The organism is Amycolatopsis sp. EV170708-02-1 (assembly GCF_022479115.1).
Classification (GTDB): Bacteria; Actinomycetota; Actinomycetes; order Mycobacteriales; family Pseudonocardiaceae; genus Amycolatopsis.
The window spans coordinates 6,715,068-6,732,013 of record NZ_CP092497.1; the positions used below are offsets into that span (position 1 = coordinate 6,715,068).

Annotated in this window: 14 protein-coding genes, 1 tRNA gene and 2 pseudogenes; 3 read left to right on the forward strand and 14 right to left on the reverse strand. The window is 69.6% G+C overall.

The annotated features are described in order from the left end of the window. Positions 1-53 precede the first annotated feature (53 nt). Positions 54-126 (reverse strand) — tRNA-Asn (locus tag MJQ72_RS30480). A 163-nt stretch (positions 127-289) separates the two neighbouring features. Here MJQ72_RS30480 and MJQ72_RS30485 point away from each other — a divergent pair. Continuing rightward, positions 290-469 carry a hypothetical protein gene (locus MJQ72_RS30485; RefSeq protein WP_007031230.1) on the forward strand — a complete coding sequence of 60 codons (180 nt, stop codon included), beginning with the start codon at positions 290-292 and terminating at the stop codon, positions 467-469. A gap of 80 nt (positions 470-549) precedes the next feature. Here MJQ72_RS30485 and MJQ72_RS30490 read toward each other — a convergent pair. The 3 genes and pseudogenes from MJQ72_RS30490 to dnaG all read right to left on the reverse strand — a co-directional run bounded on the left by MJQ72_RS30490 (position 550) and on the right by dnaG (position 3,765). Beyond that, positions 550-1,312, reverse strand: a pseudogene (locus tag MJQ72_RS30490) (trans-aconitate 2-methyltransferase). A gap of 33 nt (positions 1,313-1,345) precedes the next feature. Next, on the reverse strand, positions 1,346-1,858 hold the full coding sequence (locus MJQ72_RS30495) for a hypothetical protein (RefSeq protein ID WP_240594498.1): 513 nt from the start codon (positions 1,856-1,858) through the stop codon (positions 1,346-1,348). Between the two features lie 2 nt (positions 1,859-1,860). Next, a complete protein-coding gene (dnaG, locus tag MJQ72_RS30500; RefSeq protein WP_037342879.1) occupies positions 1,861-3,765 on the reverse strand; it encodes a DNA primase in 1,905 nt (634 codons plus the stop codon). A gap of 45 nt (positions 3,766-3,810) precedes the next feature. Here dnaG and MJQ72_RS30505 point away from each other — a divergent pair, with 45 nt between their 5' ends. Next, positions 3,811-4,749 (forward strand): sigma-70 family RNA polymerase sigma factor, encoded by a 939-nt coding sequence (locus MJQ72_RS30505; RefSeq protein ID WP_240594499.1) that lies wholly within the window; start codon positions 3,811-3,813, stop codon positions 4,747-4,749. A 56-nt stretch (positions 4,750-4,805) separates the two neighbouring features. Here the strand turns inward: MJQ72_RS30505 and MJQ72_RS30510 are convergent, their stop codons facing one another. Further along, positions 4,806-5,372, reverse strand: coding sequence for a carboxymuconolactone decarboxylase family protein (locus MJQ72_RS30510; RefSeq protein ID WP_037342876.1), 567 nt, complete (start codon positions 5,370-5,372; stop codon positions 4,806-4,808). A 174-nt stretch (positions 5,373-5,546) separates the two neighbouring features. On the opposite strand from MJQ72_RS30510, the gene MJQ72_RS30515 reads away from it, so the two are divergent. Next, a complete protein-coding gene (locus tag MJQ72_RS30515) occupies positions 5,547-6,788 on the forward strand; it encodes an aldehyde dehydrogenase family protein (protein ID WP_240594500.1) in 1,242 nt (413 codons plus the stop codon). Here the strand turns inward: MJQ72_RS30515 and MJQ72_RS30520 are convergent. The 9 genes and pseudogenes from MJQ72_RS30520 to MJQ72_RS30560 all read right to left on the reverse strand — a co-directional run bounded on the left by MJQ72_RS30520 (position 6,778) and on the right by MJQ72_RS30560 (position 16,935). Further along, positions 6,778-8,580, reverse strand: coding sequence for a glycosyl transferase (locus MJQ72_RS30520; protein WP_240594501.1), 1,803 nt, complete (start codon positions 8,578-8,580; stop codon positions 6,778-6,780). The genes MJQ72_RS30515 and MJQ72_RS30520 overlap by 11 nt on opposite strands. Positions 8,581-8,589: 9 nt before the next feature. Beyond that, positions 8,590-9,666, reverse strand: a complete 1,077-nt coding sequence (locus MJQ72_RS30525) for a serpin family protein (RefSeq protein ID WP_240594502.1) — start codon at positions 9,664-9,666, stop codon at positions 8,590-8,592. 275 nt (positions 9,667-9,941) lie between these two features. Beyond that, positions 9,942-11,213: a deoxyguanosinetriphosphate triphosphohydrolase gene (locus MJQ72_RS30530; protein ID WP_240594503.1), complete on the reverse strand. Its 1,272-nt coding sequence runs from the start codon at positions 11,211-11,213 to the stop codon at positions 9,942-9,944. A gap of 38 nt (positions 11,214-11,251) precedes the next feature. After that, positions 11,252-11,884: a YdcF family protein gene (locus MJQ72_RS30535; protein ID WP_240594504.1), complete on the reverse strand. Its 633-nt coding sequence runs from the start codon at positions 11,882-11,884 to the stop codon at positions 11,252-11,254. Positions 11,885-11,916: 32 nt separating this feature from the next. Continuing rightward, complete coding sequence (locus tag MJQ72_RS30540; RefSeq protein WP_240594505.1) at positions 11,917-12,522, reverse strand: response regulator transcription factor; 606 nt, start codon at positions 12,520-12,522, stop codon at positions 11,917-11,919. Then, positions 12,519-13,715: a sensor histidine kinase gene (locus MJQ72_RS30545; protein ID WP_240594506.1), complete on the reverse strand. Its 1,197-nt coding sequence runs from the start codon at positions 13,713-13,715 to the stop codon at positions 12,519-12,521. The genes MJQ72_RS30540 and MJQ72_RS30545 overlap by 4 nt, the downstream gene beginning before the upstream one ends. A gap of 15 nt (positions 13,716-13,730) precedes the next feature. Next, positions 13,731-14,459, reverse strand: a complete 729-nt coding sequence (locus MJQ72_RS30550) for an ABC transporter permease (protein ID WP_240594507.1) — start codon at positions 14,457-14,459, stop codon at positions 13,731-13,733. Further along, positions 14,456-15,378, reverse strand: a pseudogene (locus tag MJQ72_RS30555) (ABC transporter ATP-binding protein). The gene MJQ72_RS30550 and the pseudogene MJQ72_RS30555 overlap by 4 nt, the downstream one beginning before the upstream one ends. Before the next feature lie 168 nt (positions 15,379-15,546). Beyond that, entirely contained in the window at positions 15,547-16,935 is a 1,389-nt protein-coding gene (locus tag MJQ72_RS30560) for a glycine--tRNA ligase (RefSeq protein WP_034316415.1), read from the reverse strand. Between the last annotated feature and the right edge of the window lie 11 nt (positions 16,936-16,946).

Consider the following 16,946-nt stretch of genomic DNA (forward strand, 5'->3'; position numbering starts at 1 on the left):
CACGACACGAGCCCGGAAAACGAAGAAGCCCAGGTCGTTGACCTGGGCTTGTGCTCCCCCGCTTGGACTCGAACCAAGAACCCTCCGGTTAACAGCCGAATGCTCTGCCAGTTGAGCTACAGGGGATTGTGCTCCGTACCAGCCGGATCGCTCCGACCGATGAGAGAACTTTAGCCCATGCCCTCCGGCGGCCGCGCACCCACCCCCCACTTTCGACATCACCTCGTCAAGCTCGCGTTTTGAGGGACAATGACAGCCGGAGCAAGATCGAACGGAGGCGTGGACTCGGATGAAGATGTTCCTGCTGGGTGCGGCCGCGGGCTATGTGCTGGGCGCGAAGGCCGGCCGCGGGCGGTACGAGCAGATCGTGCGGACCTACCGCAAGATCGCCGACCACCCCATGGTGCAGGGCGCCGCCGGGGTCGCTCGCGCCAAGGTCGGTGAGCGGTTCGGGCGGCCTCAGCGCTGACCCCGGACCGAAAGGGCCCTTCACCGCGTCCGACGCGGTGAAGGGCCCTTTCGCTGCATCTGACGCGGTGAAAGTCCCTTTCAGCCCACGACGGCGACCACGAAGACCCGCCGGAACTCGAACCAGGTGGTCCCGTCGGGGCGCGGCGGGTAGGCCTCGTCCAGTTTGCGGGCGATCTGCGCGCGGAAGTGGTCCCAGTCCTCCCCCGAGAGGGCCTCTTTGACCGGGCGCCGACGTGCCGGTGATCCATTCGAGTACGGCGTCCTCACCGGTCAGCCGCTGCAGATACGTCGTCTCCCAGGCGTCGACGGCGCATCCCGCGTCGGCGAGCAGATTCCCGTAGCCGAGCGGGCTGTCGACGGCTTCGTTCTCCCGCAGGACGACGTCGGCGAGGCGCGGAGCCCACTCGTCGGTGCGCGCGAGGGCGCGGACCAGGGCGTGCGACGGGGCGTCGAAGTTGCCGGGGACCTGGAACGCGAGCGTCGCCCCGGACGGCAGGAGGTCCACCCAGCGGCGGAGCAGGTCACGATGTTCCGGGACCCACTGGAGCACGGCGTTGGAGATGACCACGTCGGTGTCCGGTTCGGGTACCCAGTCGTTGACGTCGAGCACGCGCGCGTCGACACCGCGTGACCGCGCGGCTTCGACCATTTCGGGTGAACTGTCGCTCGCCTCGATGATCGCGTCCGGCCAGCGTTCCGCCAGGCCGGCGGTCAGATTCCCGGGGCCGCAGCCGAGGTCCGCGACGCGCCGGGGCGCCTTGGCCGGTATCCGCCCGACGAGGTCGTGGAACGGCCGGGCCCGCAGGTCGGCGTAGTCGAGGTACTTGACCGGATCCCACATGGCGCCTCCCAGCGATACAGTACGAGCGTACTGCTAGCTGTCCGGCTTCGCCAGCTTCCCGGCCGCCTCCTCGGCGATCGCCTTGACCACGTCGACGTCGGTGCCCGGATCGGGCCGCACCTGCAGCACCGTGCCGTCCCGGCCGGGGACCTTGCGCTCGACGAACCACGCTCCCCCGGTCCCGAGGTCCTTGCGGTACCGCCCCCGGATCGAGCCGTCGACCCGCTGCCGGATCAGGATCGGGACCTTGCCGGGCCGGGCGAGCCCGAACCGGACGGGGGGCTTGTCGGCCAGCAGCACGGCCTCCCCCGCCGTACCGGTCTCTTCGGACTCGGTCAGGGTCAGCACTCCGGTGGACCAGGCCGCCTTGCCGACCAGATGCCAGCCGACCCGGCGCGGCCCCGGGATCCACAGTCCCAGCGGCGTGACCAGCAGATACCCGCCGCCTTCGACCGCCGCGCTCCCGACGACGTGCTCGCCGTCGTCCAGCGAGCCGTCGAAATCCGCCGGGACACGGTCACCCAGCAGGTGACGCAGCCAGCCCATGCTCAGTCCAATCCGCCGATGGCCTGTTCCTTCAGCGCCTTCCGGTACTGCTCGAGCGCGACGAGGTCGCCGAACAGCGCGCGGTAGTCGTCCGGCGCCTCGACCGGGGAAAGCCGCTGGAGCTTCGACTTGATCTCGTTGATCTGGCGGCCGACCAGGCTTTCCTGCACCGCCGCGAGCTGCGCGGAGATGTAGCGCGAGTCGACCTCGCCCTTGGCGCGCAACGGTTCCACCGAAAGCTCGCTGAGCACTCGCCGCACCGTTCCCTGCGGGCAGTGCGGGGCCGCCGCGTCGAGCAGGGCAGGCCCGGTCAGCCCGGAACCCGCTCCCCCGGCGGACAGCAACGCCTTGTGGATGGCGACGTAAACCGGATGGGTGAAGGCGTCCTCGGGCAGCGCGTCGTACTCCGCTCCGGCGAGCATCGGCTGCTGCAAAGCCGCCTTGAGCGCCTCGCGCTGCGCGATGAACCGCGGATCGCCCGGCGCGGGCCGGGGCAGGTCCTCTTCGGCGGTGGCGGTCGCCGCGGCGGCGGGCCGCCGGACCTCGACGGTGGCGGAGCGTTTCGCCGCCGCCCCGGCGCTGCCGCGCACCCGGTTCACCACCTGCGCCGCGTCCTGCCAGCCGACCCACCAGGCGAGTTTCGACGCGTAACCGTCGCGGCTGGCCCGGTCCTTGATCCCGGCCACCAGCGGAACGGTCTTCTGCAGCGCCGCGACCTGGCCGTCGACGGAGTCCAGGTCGAAGGCCTTGAGCATGCTCTTGATCGCGAACTCGAACAGCGGGATCCGCCGCGCGACCAGGTCGCGCACCGCGGTGTCGCCCTTGGCGAGCCGCAGTTCGCACGGGTCCATGCCGTCGGGGGCGACGGCGATGTAGGTCTGCCCGGCGAAGGTCTGGTCGCCCTCGAAGGCCTTCAACGCCGCCTTCTGACCGGCTTCGTCACCGTCGAAGGTGAAGATCACTTCGCCGCGGAAGGCGTCGTCGTCCATCATCAGCCGCCGGAGGACCTTCATGTGGTCCTCGCCGAACGCCGTCCCCGACGACGCGACGGCCGTCGGGACCCCGGCGGCGTGCATCGCCATCACGTCGGTGTAGCCCTCGACGACGACGACCTGATGCCGCTTCGCGATCTCGCGTTTGGCCAGGTCGAGGCCGAACATCACCTGCGACTTCTTGTAGATCGGCGACTCCGCGGTGTTCAGGTACTTCGCCGAGACACGGTCGTCGTCGTAGAGGCGCCGCGCGCCGAACCCGACCACCTCGTTGCCGACGTCGCGGATGGGCCACAGCAGCCGCCGGTTGAACCGGTCCATCGGCCCGCGCTGTCCCTCCTTGGCCAGCCCGGCGGTGAGCAGTTCCTTGACCTCGAATCCGCGGTTGAGCAGATGTTTGGTGAGCTTGTCCCAGCCCGCCGGCGCGTACCCGCAGCCGAACGTCTGCGCGGCGGCCGCGTCGAAACCCCGTTCCGACAGGAAGTCCCTCGCCGCGCGCGCGTCCGGGGTGAGCAGCTGCTCGGCGTAGAACTCCTGGGCCGCGCGGTGCGCCTCGATCAGCCGGGCGCGGGTGCCGCGATCACGCTGGACGCTTCCGCCGCCGCCTTCGTAGGTGAGCCGGAAACCCACCCGATCCGCGAGCCGCTCGACGGCCTCCACGAACGAGATCAGGTCCATCTTCTGGATGAACTTGATCACGTCACCGCCTTCGCCGCAGCCGAAGCAGTGGAAAGTGCCGTGCGTGGGGCGCACGTTGAACGACGGGGTCTTCTCGTTGTGGAACGGGCAAAGCCCTTTCAGGCTGCCCCCGCCGGCGCTGCGCAGCGCCACGTAATCACCGATGACCTCGTCGATCCGGTTGCGCTCGCGCACCTCCGCGATGTCGCTTTCCCGAATCCGTCCTGCCACGCTCATCACTCTAGTTCCCGCTCTCCGAGCACTGTGCGGCACACTCGGGGAATGAGCACCGCCCTGGACGAACTCGCCGGGAACTTCGCCGCGCTGCGGCCCCATCTGGTGTCGGTCGCCTACCGGCTCACCGGCACGCTCTCCGACGCCGAGGACGCGGTCCAAGAGTCGTGGCTGCGCCTGAGCGGCATGGACGAACGCCGCCGCTCGGCCATCGAGGACCACAAGGGCTGGCTGACCACCGTCGTCAGCCGGATCTGCCTCGACCGGCTGCGGTCCGCGGTGGTGCGCCGCGAACGGTACGTCGGGGAGTGGCTGCCCGAGCCGGTCCTCGGCCCGCTGGGCACCCCTTCGTCGGAGGACCCGCTGGCCGTCGCCGTCCGCGACGACGGCATGCGCATGGCGGCGATGGTGGTCCTCGACCGGCTGACGCCGGAGCAGCGTGTCGCGTTCGTCCTGCACGACGCGTTCTCGGTGCCGTTCGGCGAGATCGCCGAGATCCTGGGCTGCACGACGGACGCCGCGCGCCAGCACGGTTCCCGCGGCCGCCGCGCGGTCGCCGACGCCGATCCGCCGCCCCGGACGGCGCTCGCCGAGCAGCAGCAGATCATCGAGAAGTTCATGACGGCGATGCTCACCGGCGACATCCAGGCGGTGGCGGAGGTCCTGCATCCCGACGTCGTCCTCGTCGGCGACGGCGGCGGCAAGGCGCGCACGGCGGTGCACACGGTCGCCGGGTTCGACAAGGTCACCCGGCTGTTCCAGGGCCTCATGCGGATGTACGACCCGGCCGGGATGGAGCAGGCGCGGTTCGCGCTGGTCAACGGCGACCTCGGGATCTACCTCCCGCCGCAGCCCGGTTCCGAGCGGTACCGGGCGCTCGACGAGCACGTCGACGCCTTCGTCATCCGCGACGGGAAGATCGTGGCGATCTACGACATGGCGAACCCGGACAAGCTCACCACCGCGCGGACCCGCGTCGACTCCTGACCGCGTTTAGTCCTCTGAATGCGCCCAGGCGCATTCAGAGGACTAAACGCGGGACGTCAGGGAAGCGGGATCTTGCAGGCATCGCCCGAGGTGAAGCCCTGCGCGGTGATGTCGAGCGCGCTGTTCATCCTGGCACGCATGTTCTCGAGGCCGATCTGGTAGGTCAGCTCGATGACGCCCTTGCGGCCGAATTCGCGTTCCAGCTCGGCGACCTGCTCGTCGGTGGCGGTCACCGGGCTCGCGGTCATCGCGTCGGCGTACGCGAGCGCGAGCCGCTCCTGGTCGGTGAAGGCGGGCGACTTCGCGTAGTCGTCGATGTTCTTCAGCCGTTCGATGTCGAGACCCTCGTGCAGTTGCAGCATGGTCCCGAAGTCGATGCACCACGAGCAGCCGAGCTGGGTCGCGACGCGGTACACGGCCAGTTCGCGCACGTTCGACGGCAGCGTCTTGCTGGCCTTCTCCGCCATCATCTCGTGCATGCCGTTCGCCCGGAGCAGGGCCGGGTGGTGCGCGTAGACGGCCATCGGCTCGGGCACGGCGCCGAAACGCTTGCCTGCGAACTTGTAGAACAGCTTCAGCAGGAAGCCTGCTTCGGCGGTCTTCACGGCGGGAATGCGCGGCATGGTGTCCTCCTCGTGCGAGTGCGTTCACCGACTGGACGAGACCGACGGCGCGGACGTGACAGCACCGTCGGTGACGCGCGCCACGCCGCCATTTTCGCCTTTTCGCCGGAACCGCCAGTCGATCATCGAAGGTAGGCTGGCAAGTCGGCACTTTTCCTTCCACCGAGGAGGACCATGCTCGCCGTCGAGGATCCCGCCACCGGACAACGGATCACGACCGTCCCCGACTGCGGGCCGACGGAAGTCGACAAAGCGGTACGCGCCGCGGCGGCCGCTTCCCCCGCTTGGCGCGCCGCGGACAGGCGGGCGGCCTTGATGTCGTGCGCGGTCGTAGTCGAGGAGGCCGCGCCCGTGCTGGCCCCCGTCCTCACCGAGGAGCAAGGGAAACCGCTTCGCGAAGCCGAAGCCGAGTTCGCCGGAGCGGCGGCGAGGTTCCGGTACTTCGCCGGGGCGCGGCTCGGATCCGGGGCCGTCGGCGACGGACCGGTCGCCGCGATCGCGCCGTGGAACTTCCCAGTGCAGCTGGCTGTCGCGATGCTCGCTCCGGCGTTCGCCGCAGGGAACACGGTGGTGCTCAAGCCTTCGCCGCGCACCCCGCTCACGACGCTGCACCTCGGTCGGATGCTGGCGGAGGTGCTGCCGCCGGGCGTGCTGACCGTGCTCACCGGCCAGGACCCGCTCGGCGAGCTCCTGATCGCGCATCCCGGGATCCAGCAGGTCGCCTTCACCGGCTCGGCCGAAACCGGGAAGCGGATGGCGGCCGCGCCGGAATGGCGACAGCTGATGCTGGAACTGGGCGGCAACGATCCCGCGATCGTCCTCCCCGGCACCGACCCGGCCGCCATCGCGGAACGGCTCTTCTGGAGCGCTTTCGCCAACTGCGGCCAGATCGGCGTGGCGGTCGAGCGGGTCTACGCCGTCGGACCGGTCCACGACGGTGTCGTCGAAGCGCTGGCGGCCATGGCGGCAGGAGTCGTGGTGGGCGACGGAAGGACACCGGGGACACAGATCGGCCCGGTCAACAACCGGCCGCGCTACGACCGCGTCACCGGTCTGACCGAAGAGGCGCGGGCGGGCGGCGCGCGGCTCGTCACCGGCGGACCGCTCGACGGGCCGGGGTACTTCTTCGCCCCGGCGATCCTCGCCGAAGCGCACGACGGGATGCGAGTGGTGACCGAAGAACAGTTCGGGCCGGTGCTTCCGGTCGTCCGATGCTCCACAGTGGACGAAGCGGTCGGGCTCGCGAACGCCACGGCGCCCTGCTTGTGCGGATCGGTGTGGGGCGCGGACGAGGAGCACGCCGCCGAAGTCGCGGCACGGCTCGCCTGCGGCACGGTCCGGGTCAACGAACACCGCGCCGGGGAGCCGTTCGCCGGCTCGCGGTGGTCCGCGAGCCGGCAGGACCTCAGGGAGTGATCGTCCGGACGTCCCACACCCAGACGCCGTCGACGAATTCGGCGGGCTTGCGCAGCAGAAGGTCCACGGTGGTCCGGAAGGCGTCCTGGTGTTCGCGCGGGATCAGCACGAGCACGTCGGCGTTCCAGTACCGCAGATCCGCCAGCGCCTGCACCCGCTGCGATTCGGTGATCGTCGCCGGCACGCCGGTCTGCTTGATCTGGTCGAAGATGATCGACGTCGGCCGCTGGATGGCGCCGTAGCGGCCGCGTTTGTCGTCGGGCCCGCTCGGGCCGACGAAGTAGCCCTCCGGCATCGAATAGCCGAGCCCTGCGTCGATCTGCCAGTGCAGCGGTTCGGATTCGCCGGAACTCGGCAACGGCACGGGCACCACGGTCCCGCCGGGCGCGACGTAGCTCCGCCAGGTGCCGTCGGCGAGGAACCGCGGTGTCGGCGGCCGTTCCTTGACGATCAGCTGCGTCGGCGCGATCGGCAGCAGGACCGCGATGACGACGCCGATCCACAGCAGCCGCAACGGGAAACGCCGCTCCCCCGGCACTTCGGGCAGCTTCGACGCGACCGTGCAGACGCGTTCGGTCGCCAGCGCGAGCAAGGCGCCGATGAGCGGGATGCAGCCCATTGCCAGCCGCGACTCCAGCAGCGACTCGAACAACGGCAGCTCCGAGAAGAGCTTCCACGGTCCCGGGATCCCGGTCTCCTCGTGCACCACGATCAGTTGCACACCAAGGGAAAGCCAGGCCATCACGAACATCGAGATCGCCAGCGCCCGCGCGAACACCTCGCGCCACAGCCAGGCGGTGACGACCACCATCAGCACGATCAACGGCCAGCCGAAGAAGGCGTTCTCCTCGGTGCGGTTCATCGACACGTCCGCGGCCGCCTGCGGCTGCCCGGCGACCGACTGCGTCGCGAACCGGGTGAACGCGGCCGTATCGTTCCCGACCGGGCCGTGCTCGATCGCCTGATAGCTCTGCGGGCCGAAGAACTGCCACCACAGCGGGAAAGCGCACAGCACCAGCGCCACGAGGACGCCGATGCCGACGCCGATCCCCAGCGGTTTCGCCATCGGCGGGAACTCGCGGTAGTTCGTCGCGAAGTAGGCGATGGCGAAGATCGCGAACGCCATCGCGAAGATCAGCAGCGGTTCTTCGCCGAGGAAGATCTGGTACGCCGCCAGCAGGCCGAGGAAGATCCCGTTGCGGACCGGGCGTTCGCCGCGCGCGATCTTGAAGACCTTCAACGCGATGAACGGCAGGACGAACCACGCGACGAAGTTCGGGTGCGCGTTGCCGTGCGAGATCATCGGCGGGGCGAAGCCGGCGAAGGCGCCGCCGATGGCCGCGCCGACCCGGTGGGTGACCAGATGCCGCGAGAACACCCAGTACCAGGCGGCCGCCGTGCCGGCGAGGCCGCCGGTGAGCGCGATGGCCCAGGTGACCGTCGGGCCGAAGGTGAGCGTGACCGGTGAGAGCGGGATGCCGATGCCGAGCATCGCCGTGTTGGCCATCAGGTTCACGCCGAGCGGATGGTTCTGGAAATGCGAACTGAGCGGATTCCTCAGATGCAGCACGTTGTCCGCGGTGACGGAGAAGAACCACTCCCACAGGTTCTGATCCGACGCGCTGTTCCAGAGATAGCCCTCCTTGAGGTCGAGCCAGAGCCCGTTGTAGAGCAGGAAGGCGAACAGCAGGAAGCCGCCCATGATGGCGGCGTCGGCGGCGGCGAACCGGCGAGGTCTCGTGGGAGTGTCCCCGGCTTCCACGTCCGCCGCCTCAGCCTGGAAAAGACTCACTGACCGTCCTCACGGCTCGACAACGCGGGCGAGAAAGTAGATCACACCCGTCGAGGCATGCCTCACGAGCAGAAGGAAGGGGCGATCGACGGCGACTTCCAGGGGTTCGTCGACGATCAGCGACGTCAGCCGCATCAGCACCGCCGTCGCGGCGGCGCCTTCGAGGCCCTCCTCGTCGATGCGGAGCACGGACTGGTGGAGCACCTCGGACACTTCGAGCCGGTCGTCGTCGGCGAGCCCGGTGAGGTCGGCGCCGCCGGTGAACATCGTCCGCACGCCGAGTTCCTGGAGCTTCGACGTCAACGGGCTGTCGACGTCGAGGTCGAGTATCGGCAGGGACAGCGCGATCGTCTTGGACCGCGTGTTCTCCAGCAGGCCCGCCAGCTTCGCCGCGTCGAGCTCGGCGTCGTCGAGGTCGCCGTCGGGCAGCAGGACGATCGCCTCCACCCCGCCCTCCGCGCCGAGGCGGACGACCTGCCAGCCGTCCTCGTGGGTGTGGTCGAGCTGTTTTTCGAGCCACATCGTCGGCACCGTACGGGTACCCGACGGCGCGTGGAAGTCCGCGGGCGCGGTGTTGTCACGCGAGAACGGAGTGGTCCAGGCGGTTTTGAGATACAGGGCGTTGACGATCGCGGCGACGGTGTCCCGCGCGACCGTCCCCGGCTTCAGCAGTTCGGGGATCAGCTCGCGCGTGGCCTCGGCGACGTCGGCGTTGATCAGCCGTCGCGCGGCCTCCGGATCTTCGCCGAACGGGGCGCTCTCGACCTTCCCGCCCGGCCAGGTGGCGAGTTCCGCGCGGAAGGAGTCTTCGAGCGGGAGCCCGTCCCAGGCCCAGAGCGTGTTCGCGACCGCGAGCTCGGGGCCGTCTTCGAGCAGGGACGAGGCCTTGCCCAGCAGGTCGGCTAGCTCGTCCGGGTCGCCGAGCAGCGCGATCAGTTCCTCCCGGGTCTTCCCCTTGGCGGCCTGGGTCACCAGGCCGAGCGCGCTCGCGATCGAGTACGGCGAGAAGCACGCGTTCTCCGCGCGGTTCGCCAGCACCCGATAGAGGTCCAGACCAAACCGGAGGTGGCTTTCGACAGCTCCCATGCCGCAGACCGTACCGTGCACGGGCCCGTCCGTCTCCTGTCCGAAGGTAGGTCCTCGTGAGTGGCAAGGACGGTTAGAACCGTCTTTACCACTCACGAGGACCTGTTTCGGTTCGGCGGTCGTGCGTGTGTGAGGGGACGGCGCGTGTGATCAGGTGGACGACACGCGTGACTGGACGGACGACACACGCGTAGCCGGAGCCGGCCCTCGAGCCGTCCGCCTGGACACGCATGTCGTCCGGCTGATCACCCGTGTCGTCCGGCTGATCACGCGCCTCAGCCGTGGCGGCCGGTGTGCCAGGCGTGCCACGCGTACGCCTGCGCGTCCGTGAGCGACGCGACCTGGTCGACGACCACGCGCAGGCGGGCCGCGTCGTCCGCGGCGGCCTCCCAGGCGGGCAGGAACAGGCCGTCCAGCGCGTCCGGCGCGCGGCGGCACAGCGCGCCGACCAGCTCGGCGAGCGTCTGACGCTGGCCGTCCTGCATCGCGAGGCGCCGTTTGTCGCTCATCACGTACCGCAGCGCGAGCGCCTTGAACAACGCGACCTCGGCCGCGACCTGCTCCGGGATGACCAGGCGCGCGGAGTAGCGGCTCAGTGGCCCCTCGCCGTACACCTCCCTCGTCGCGCCGACCACCGCCGTCGCGAACCGGCCGACCAGCTCACTCGTCAGCCGTTTCAACGCGACCTGTGCCTTGAGTGATCCGTCGAGCCCCGGTCCGGTGAGTTCGGCGACCACGGGCAGGTCGAGCAGTTCCTTCGCCGCACCTTCCAAAGTGGACTGAGACTGGTTCGAGAACCTTCGCGCCGCCTCGGCCACCGCCGCGCGTTCCTCCGCGTCGGCCAGCACCCGCAACGAGATCCGGCCCGCCAGCACCCCGTCCTCGACGTCGTGCACGGAATACGCGACGTCGTCGGACCAGTCCATGATCTGTGCTTCCAGACTGGTGCGGCGCTCCGGCGCACCGGCCCGGACCCAAGCGAAGACCTCGGCGTCGTCGGCGTACACGCCGTACTTCGGATTGCCTTCTTCACGGGGCCACGGATACTTCGTCGAGGCGTCGAGGCAGGCGCGGGTGAGGTTCAGCCCGCCGGCGGCCCCGCCTTCGAGCAGGACCTTGGGCTCCAGCCTGGTCAGGATCCGCAAGGTCTGCGCGTTGCCCTCGAAACCACCGCACGGCTGCGCGACCTCGTCGAGCGCGCGCTCGCCGTTGTGCCCGAACGGCGGGTGCCCGATGTCGTGCGCGAGACCGGCGGTGTCCACCAGATCCGGGTCCGCGCCCAGTTCGTCGGCGATGCCCCTGCCGATCTGGGCGACCTCCAGCGAATGCGTCAGCCGCGTGCGCGGTACGCCGCTGACCTCGGCACCTTCACCCGGGCCGACCACCTGGGTCTTGCCGGCCAGCCGCCGCAGGGCCGCCGAGTGCAGCACGCGTGCGCGATCACGGGCGAAGGCGCTCCGCCCGTCTTCCGCGCCCTCCAGCGCCGCGCCCTTGGGCCGCTCGGGCAGCAGGCGCGCCCTGTCGGCCTCGGTGTAGGTGTCGCTCACCAGCCAAGCTTAGGCGCGATCACCGACACTTATCGGGTTCAGACCTCCGCGGGGAACCTGGTGAGGCGGTAATACAGCAGCGCGCCGGTCTCACGGACGATGTAGCGCGCCTGCGTCTCGCGGGTCTGCACGATCGGGCCGCGGTGCGTGGGCGACGTCCAGGCGTCGAGCCCGAGGTCGTCGGCCATCACCCGCGCGCGGAACGAGTGCCAAGGGTCGCTGACCAGTACGGCGGTCTTCCAGCCCCGCTGCTGCACCTGTTCGGCGACCGCGCGGAGGCTGCGCAGGGTGTCGCTGCCCTCACCGACCGGCAGCGTCGCCGACACGGGCACACCCCGTTTGCGCAGCCATTGCGCGCCCGCTTGCCCCTCGGTGAAGTTGTCGTCGGCCTTCTTGCCGCCCGCGGTGACGATGACCTTGGCGACGCCCTGGTCGTACAGCGTCTTCGCCTTGGCCAGCCGGGCCTCGAAGATCCCCGACGGCCTGCCGTTGTACTGGGCCGCGCCGAGCACCACGATGACGTCGGCCCGGTCGCGCACGTCCTCCCGCGCCACCTGCCAGACCCGGAACGCCGTGCCGCCGATCAGCGCGACGACGATCAGCAGGAACCCCGCCAAGGTCCGGCGCACCCAGTTCGCGCGGGTGGGTTTGGTCCGTTCGGCGGTACTCACGGGGGTGATTCTCGCAGAGCGGCGGGACGATCTCAGAGCCAGCCGTGCTCTTCCGCGAGCCGTACCGCCTCGGCCCGCGTCCTCGCCCCGGTCTTGCCCATCGCGGCCGAAAGATGGTTGCGCACGGTGCCTTCGGAAAGGTGCAGCGCGCGGGCGATGTCGGCCACCGTGCTGCCGTCCTTGGCGGCCTTCAGGACGTCGTGTTCCCGTCCGGTGAGGGGGCTCGCGCCGGTGGCGAGCGATTCGGCGGCGAGCGCGGGATCGACCACCCGGAGCCCGCCGTGGACCCGGCGGACGGCGTCGACGAGCTGTTCGGGCGGGGCGTCCTTGACCACGAATCCCGCGGCCCCCGCCGCCATCGCCCGCGACAGGTAGCCGGGCCGCCCGAAGGTGGTGCAGATGATGATCCGGCACAGCGGAAGCGCGCCGTGCAGCTCGGCGGCGGCTTCGAGACCGTCCTTGCCCGGCATCTGGACGTCGAGCAGCGCGACGTCCGGGGCGGTCTCCTTCGCCCGCTGGAGCACTTCGTCGCCCGAGCCGACCTGGGCGACCACCTCGATGTCGGCTTCGAGGCCGAGCACGGTGGCCAGCGCCCCGCGCACCATCGCCTGGTCGTCGGCGAGCAGGACCCGGATCACGCGCAGCCTCCAGCGGGTTCGGAGAGCGGCGCGGGCACGCCACTCCGCAGCGCGGACTCGGGGACGTCCGCCCGGACGAGCCATCCTCCCCCAGGTGGCGTGGTGGCGGTCAAGGTCCCGCCGACCGCGTCCAGCCGTTCGGTGAGGCCGCGCAGGCCGTTCCCCGCCATCGCCTCGCCGCCTTCGCCGTCGTCCTCGACTTCCAGCCAGGTCTTGCCGAGACGGACCTTCACCCGCTTCGCCCCGGAATGCCGGATCACGTTCGTGACCGCTTCCCGCAGCACGTAGCCGAAAGTGCGCTGCAGGGCCGGGTCGACGTTGTCCACCGCGTGCGGCAGATCCGCGTCGATCTCGGCCGCCCGCAACGCCGCCCGCGCCCCGGCGACCTCCGCCGACAGCGACACCTCGCGATACTCGGAGACCGTGGCGCGGATGTCCGAAAGCGCGCTGCGGGTCAGGCCCTCGACCTCGCGGATCTCCTGCAGCGCACGGGAGTCGTCCTTGCCGCTCTCCAGGATCCGGCGGGCGAGCCCGGCCTTGACCGTGATGGTGGTGAGGCTGTGGCCGAGGATGTCGTGCAGATCCCGCGCCAGGCGCTCGCGTTCACCCGCCACCGCGAGCGTGGCGATCTCCCGGTTCGCCGCCTCCAGTTTCCGCACCGCGCGGACCAGGTTCGCCATGAAGAACATCGCCGCCGTGATCGAGGTGACCGCGACGATGTCCCCGAAGTCGTCCTTCCCGAGGACCAGGTGGACGGCCAGCACCAGCAGGAGCGCGCCACCGTCCAGGATCACCGCCCACGCCGGTGGCAGCGTGAAGGCCAGCACCGCCGTCGCGTAGATCAGGATGTACGGGTTGTTGCCGTGCAGGAACACCAGGGTGAGACCGATGAGCAGCATCACCACCGAGAAGACGTAGGTCAGCTTCCGGCGGGACGGCCGCAGGCTGAGCGGGAACAGCACGTAGCAGGAGCCGTAGAAGAGCAGGAGCGCGGCGATCACCAGCTCTTTCCCGGTCACCCCGTCGGTGGCCAGATCGACCGCCGCGGGGACGAGGCTAGGCCCGATGAAGGCGAGACCGAAGAGCACCCACCGCCTCGGCCGGGGACCGCGGCCGGTTCGCGGCGGCATGTCCGCCCACCAGTTCTCCCGGGTGTTCAAGCCCGTCTCGACCTTGCCCGGGTAGTCGCTCACCGGTTCACCCATCTCTCAGACCCGCGCACTGTCCTTACGGTAACGCCTGATCACCAGCGCCCCGAGGACCGCGGTCCACGCCGCCAGCACGCCGAGCGCGGCCGGGAGGCTCACCGTCAGCTGGTCGGTGACCACCGGGCGGACCAGCTGGATCAGCCAGTACGTCGGCGTCACCTGGGCGATGTCGGCCATCCACGACGGCATCCCGTCGATCGGGATCCACAGACCGCCCAGGAAACCCATGCCCATCATGACGATCATGTTCAGCGGCTGCATCGACTCCGGTGTGCCGAACTGGCCGAGCAGCAGGCCGAGCAGCACCAGCGGGATCGCACCGAGCCAGATACCGAGCACCAGCCGCAGCCAGCCCGCGGCGTCGAGGTGGACACCTTGGAACAGGACGCCGACCAGCGGGACGACGAGCAGTGACGGGAGCGCGACGAGCATCGCCGAGAGCGCCTTGCCGCCGAGATAGCCGGCGCCGGTCAGCGGGGTCAGCCGCAGCTGGCGCTGCCAGCCCGTGGACCGCTCGATGGCCAGTTTCGCGCCGCTCGTCATCGCGGCGGAGAAGGCGCCGAAGGCCATCATGTTGACCATGATCACGCCGGCGATGTTCACCTGACCCGAGGCGAAAACGTTGGCCTGCAACAGGAACATCAGTACCGGGAAGGCGACGGCGAAGAGCACGAACCGGGTGGAGCGGAAGGTGCGGACGATCTCGGTCTTGAGATAGGTCGGGTTCATCGGACGGTTTCCTCGGTGGCTTCGGTGGTCAGGGAAAGGAAGGCGCCTTCGAGGCCGACGGCGCTGATTTCGATGTCGCTCGCTTCGGGCACGCGGCTCAGCAGCGCCCGCAGCGTGGCGTCGGAATCCGAACTGGAGATCGCGGCGCGGCCGCCGCGGAATTCGTAACCGGTGACCGCGGGCAGCCCCGCGATCGCCGCCTCCCCCGCCGCGGGCACCACCGCGCGGATCGTGCGTCCCCGGCCAGCGCACGGACCTGCGCGACCGAACCGTCCGCGACGACCCGCCCCGACCTCATCAGCACCACACGGTCGGCGAACTCTTCGGCCTCTTCGAGATAGTGGGTGGCGAACAGGACCGTGCGGCCGGTGTTCGTGTACTCGTACATGGACTTCCAGAACTCGCGGCGCGTGCCGACGTCCATCGCGGCGGTCGGCTCGTCGAGGATCAGCAGATCGGGGTCGCTCACCAGCGCGACGGCGAACCGCACCCGCTGCTTCTGCCCGCCGGAAAGCCTGGTGGAGCGGCGGTTCGCGAGGTCCTCGATCCCGGCGCGGCGCAACGCCTCCCGTACCGACATCGGCTCGCGGTGCAGCGCCGCGACCATGCCGACGGTCTCGGCGACCGTGAGATCTTCGAGGAGCGCGCCGCCCTGCAGCATCGCGCCGATCATCCCGTCGCCGACCGCGTCCCCCGGCTCGCGGCCGAACACGGTCACCGTGCCGCTGTCGGGCACGCTCAGGCCCAGGATCATGTCGACGGTGGTGGATTTGCCCGCGCCGTTGGGGCCGAGGAGCGCGACCACCTCGCCCGGCGCGATCGTCAGTTCCACGCCGTCGACGGCGTGGACGTCGCCATAGTGCTTACGCAGCCCGGAAAGCCGTACCGCCGCCCCTGCGGTGATGTCTTGTTCTCGCATGCCTTGAGCTTGTCGCGCGGGGGCGCCGCGGACGTGGGCCGCGCGTCATGACCTGAGGGTGACAGTTGTCAGGGGTGGCCCGGCACCTCGCGGCGCAAGTACGTGAAGGCCCCCTTCACTGCGCTAGACGCAATGAAGGGGGCCTTCACGTACTTCCCAAAGCGGAACTCAGGCGCCGATCAGCCGGCCCGCCAGATAAGACTCCAGCTTGTCGATCGCGACCCGCTCCTGCGCCATGGTGTCGCGCTCCCGCACGGTCACCGCGTGGTCGTTGAGCGAATCGAAGTCGACGGTGACGCAGTACGGCGTCCCGATCTCGTCCTGGCGCCGGTAGCGGCGGCCGATCGCACCGGCGTCGTCGAAGTCGACGTTCCAGTGCTTGCGCAGCGCCGCCGCGACGTCGCGCGCCTTCGGCGTGAGATCGGCGTTGCGGGACAACGGGAGGACGGCGACCTTGAACGGCGCGAGCCGGTAGTCCAGCTTGAGCACCGCGCGGGTGTCGGTGCTGCCCTTGGCGTTCGGCACCTCTTCCTCGTGGTACGCGTCGACGAGGAACGCCATCATCGACCGGCCGACACCGGCCGCGGGCTCGATGACGAACGGGCGGAACCGCTGCTTCGTGGCCTGGTCGAAGAACGACAGGTCCACACCGGAGTGGTTCGAGTGCGTCGTGAGGTCGAAGTCGGTGCGGTTCGCGATGCCTTCGAGCTCGCCCCACTCCTGGCCCGCGTTGAACGCGAAGCGGTACTCGATGTCGACGGTGCGCTTCGAGTAGTGGGAGAGCTTTTCCTTCGGGTGCTCGTAAAGGCGGAGGTTGTCCGCCTTGATGCCGAGGTCCTTGTACCACTCGGTGCGCGCGTCGATCCAGTACTGGTGCCAGGTCTCGTCCTCGCCCGGCTCGACGAAGAACTCCATCTCCATCTGCTCGAACTCACGCGTGCGGAAGATGAAGTTGCCCGGCGTGATCTCGTTCCGGAACGACTTGCCGATCTGGCCGATGCCGAACGGCGGCTTCTTGCGCGCCGCGGTCTGCACGTTGAGGAAGTTGATGAAGATGCCCTGCGCGGTCTCCGGGCGGAGGTAGTGCACGCCTTCCTCGGACTCGACCGGGCCGAGGTAGGTCTTGAGCATCATGTTGAAGTCACGCGGCGCGGTGTACTGCCCGCGGGTGCCGCAGTTCGGGCACGGCACCTCGGACAGGTCGTCCTCGGACACCTCCTTGCCCGAACGCGCGGAGAAGTCCTCGGCCAGCTGGTCGGCGCGGAACCGCTTGTGACAGGAGAGACATTCGATCAGCGGGTCGGTGAAGACGTCCAGGTGACCCGACGCGACCCACACCTGGCGGGGCAGGATCACCGACGAGTCGAGGCCGACGACGTCGTCGCGGCTCTGCACGACGGTCTTCCACCACTGCCGCTTGATGTTGTCCTTGAGTTCGACACCGAGGGGCCCGTAGTCCCACGCCGACTTGGTACCGCCGTAGATCTCTCCACACGGGAAAACGAAGCCTCGACGCTTGCACAGGCTGACGACGGTCTCAATGGTGTTGGCGGGCACTCCACGCTCCG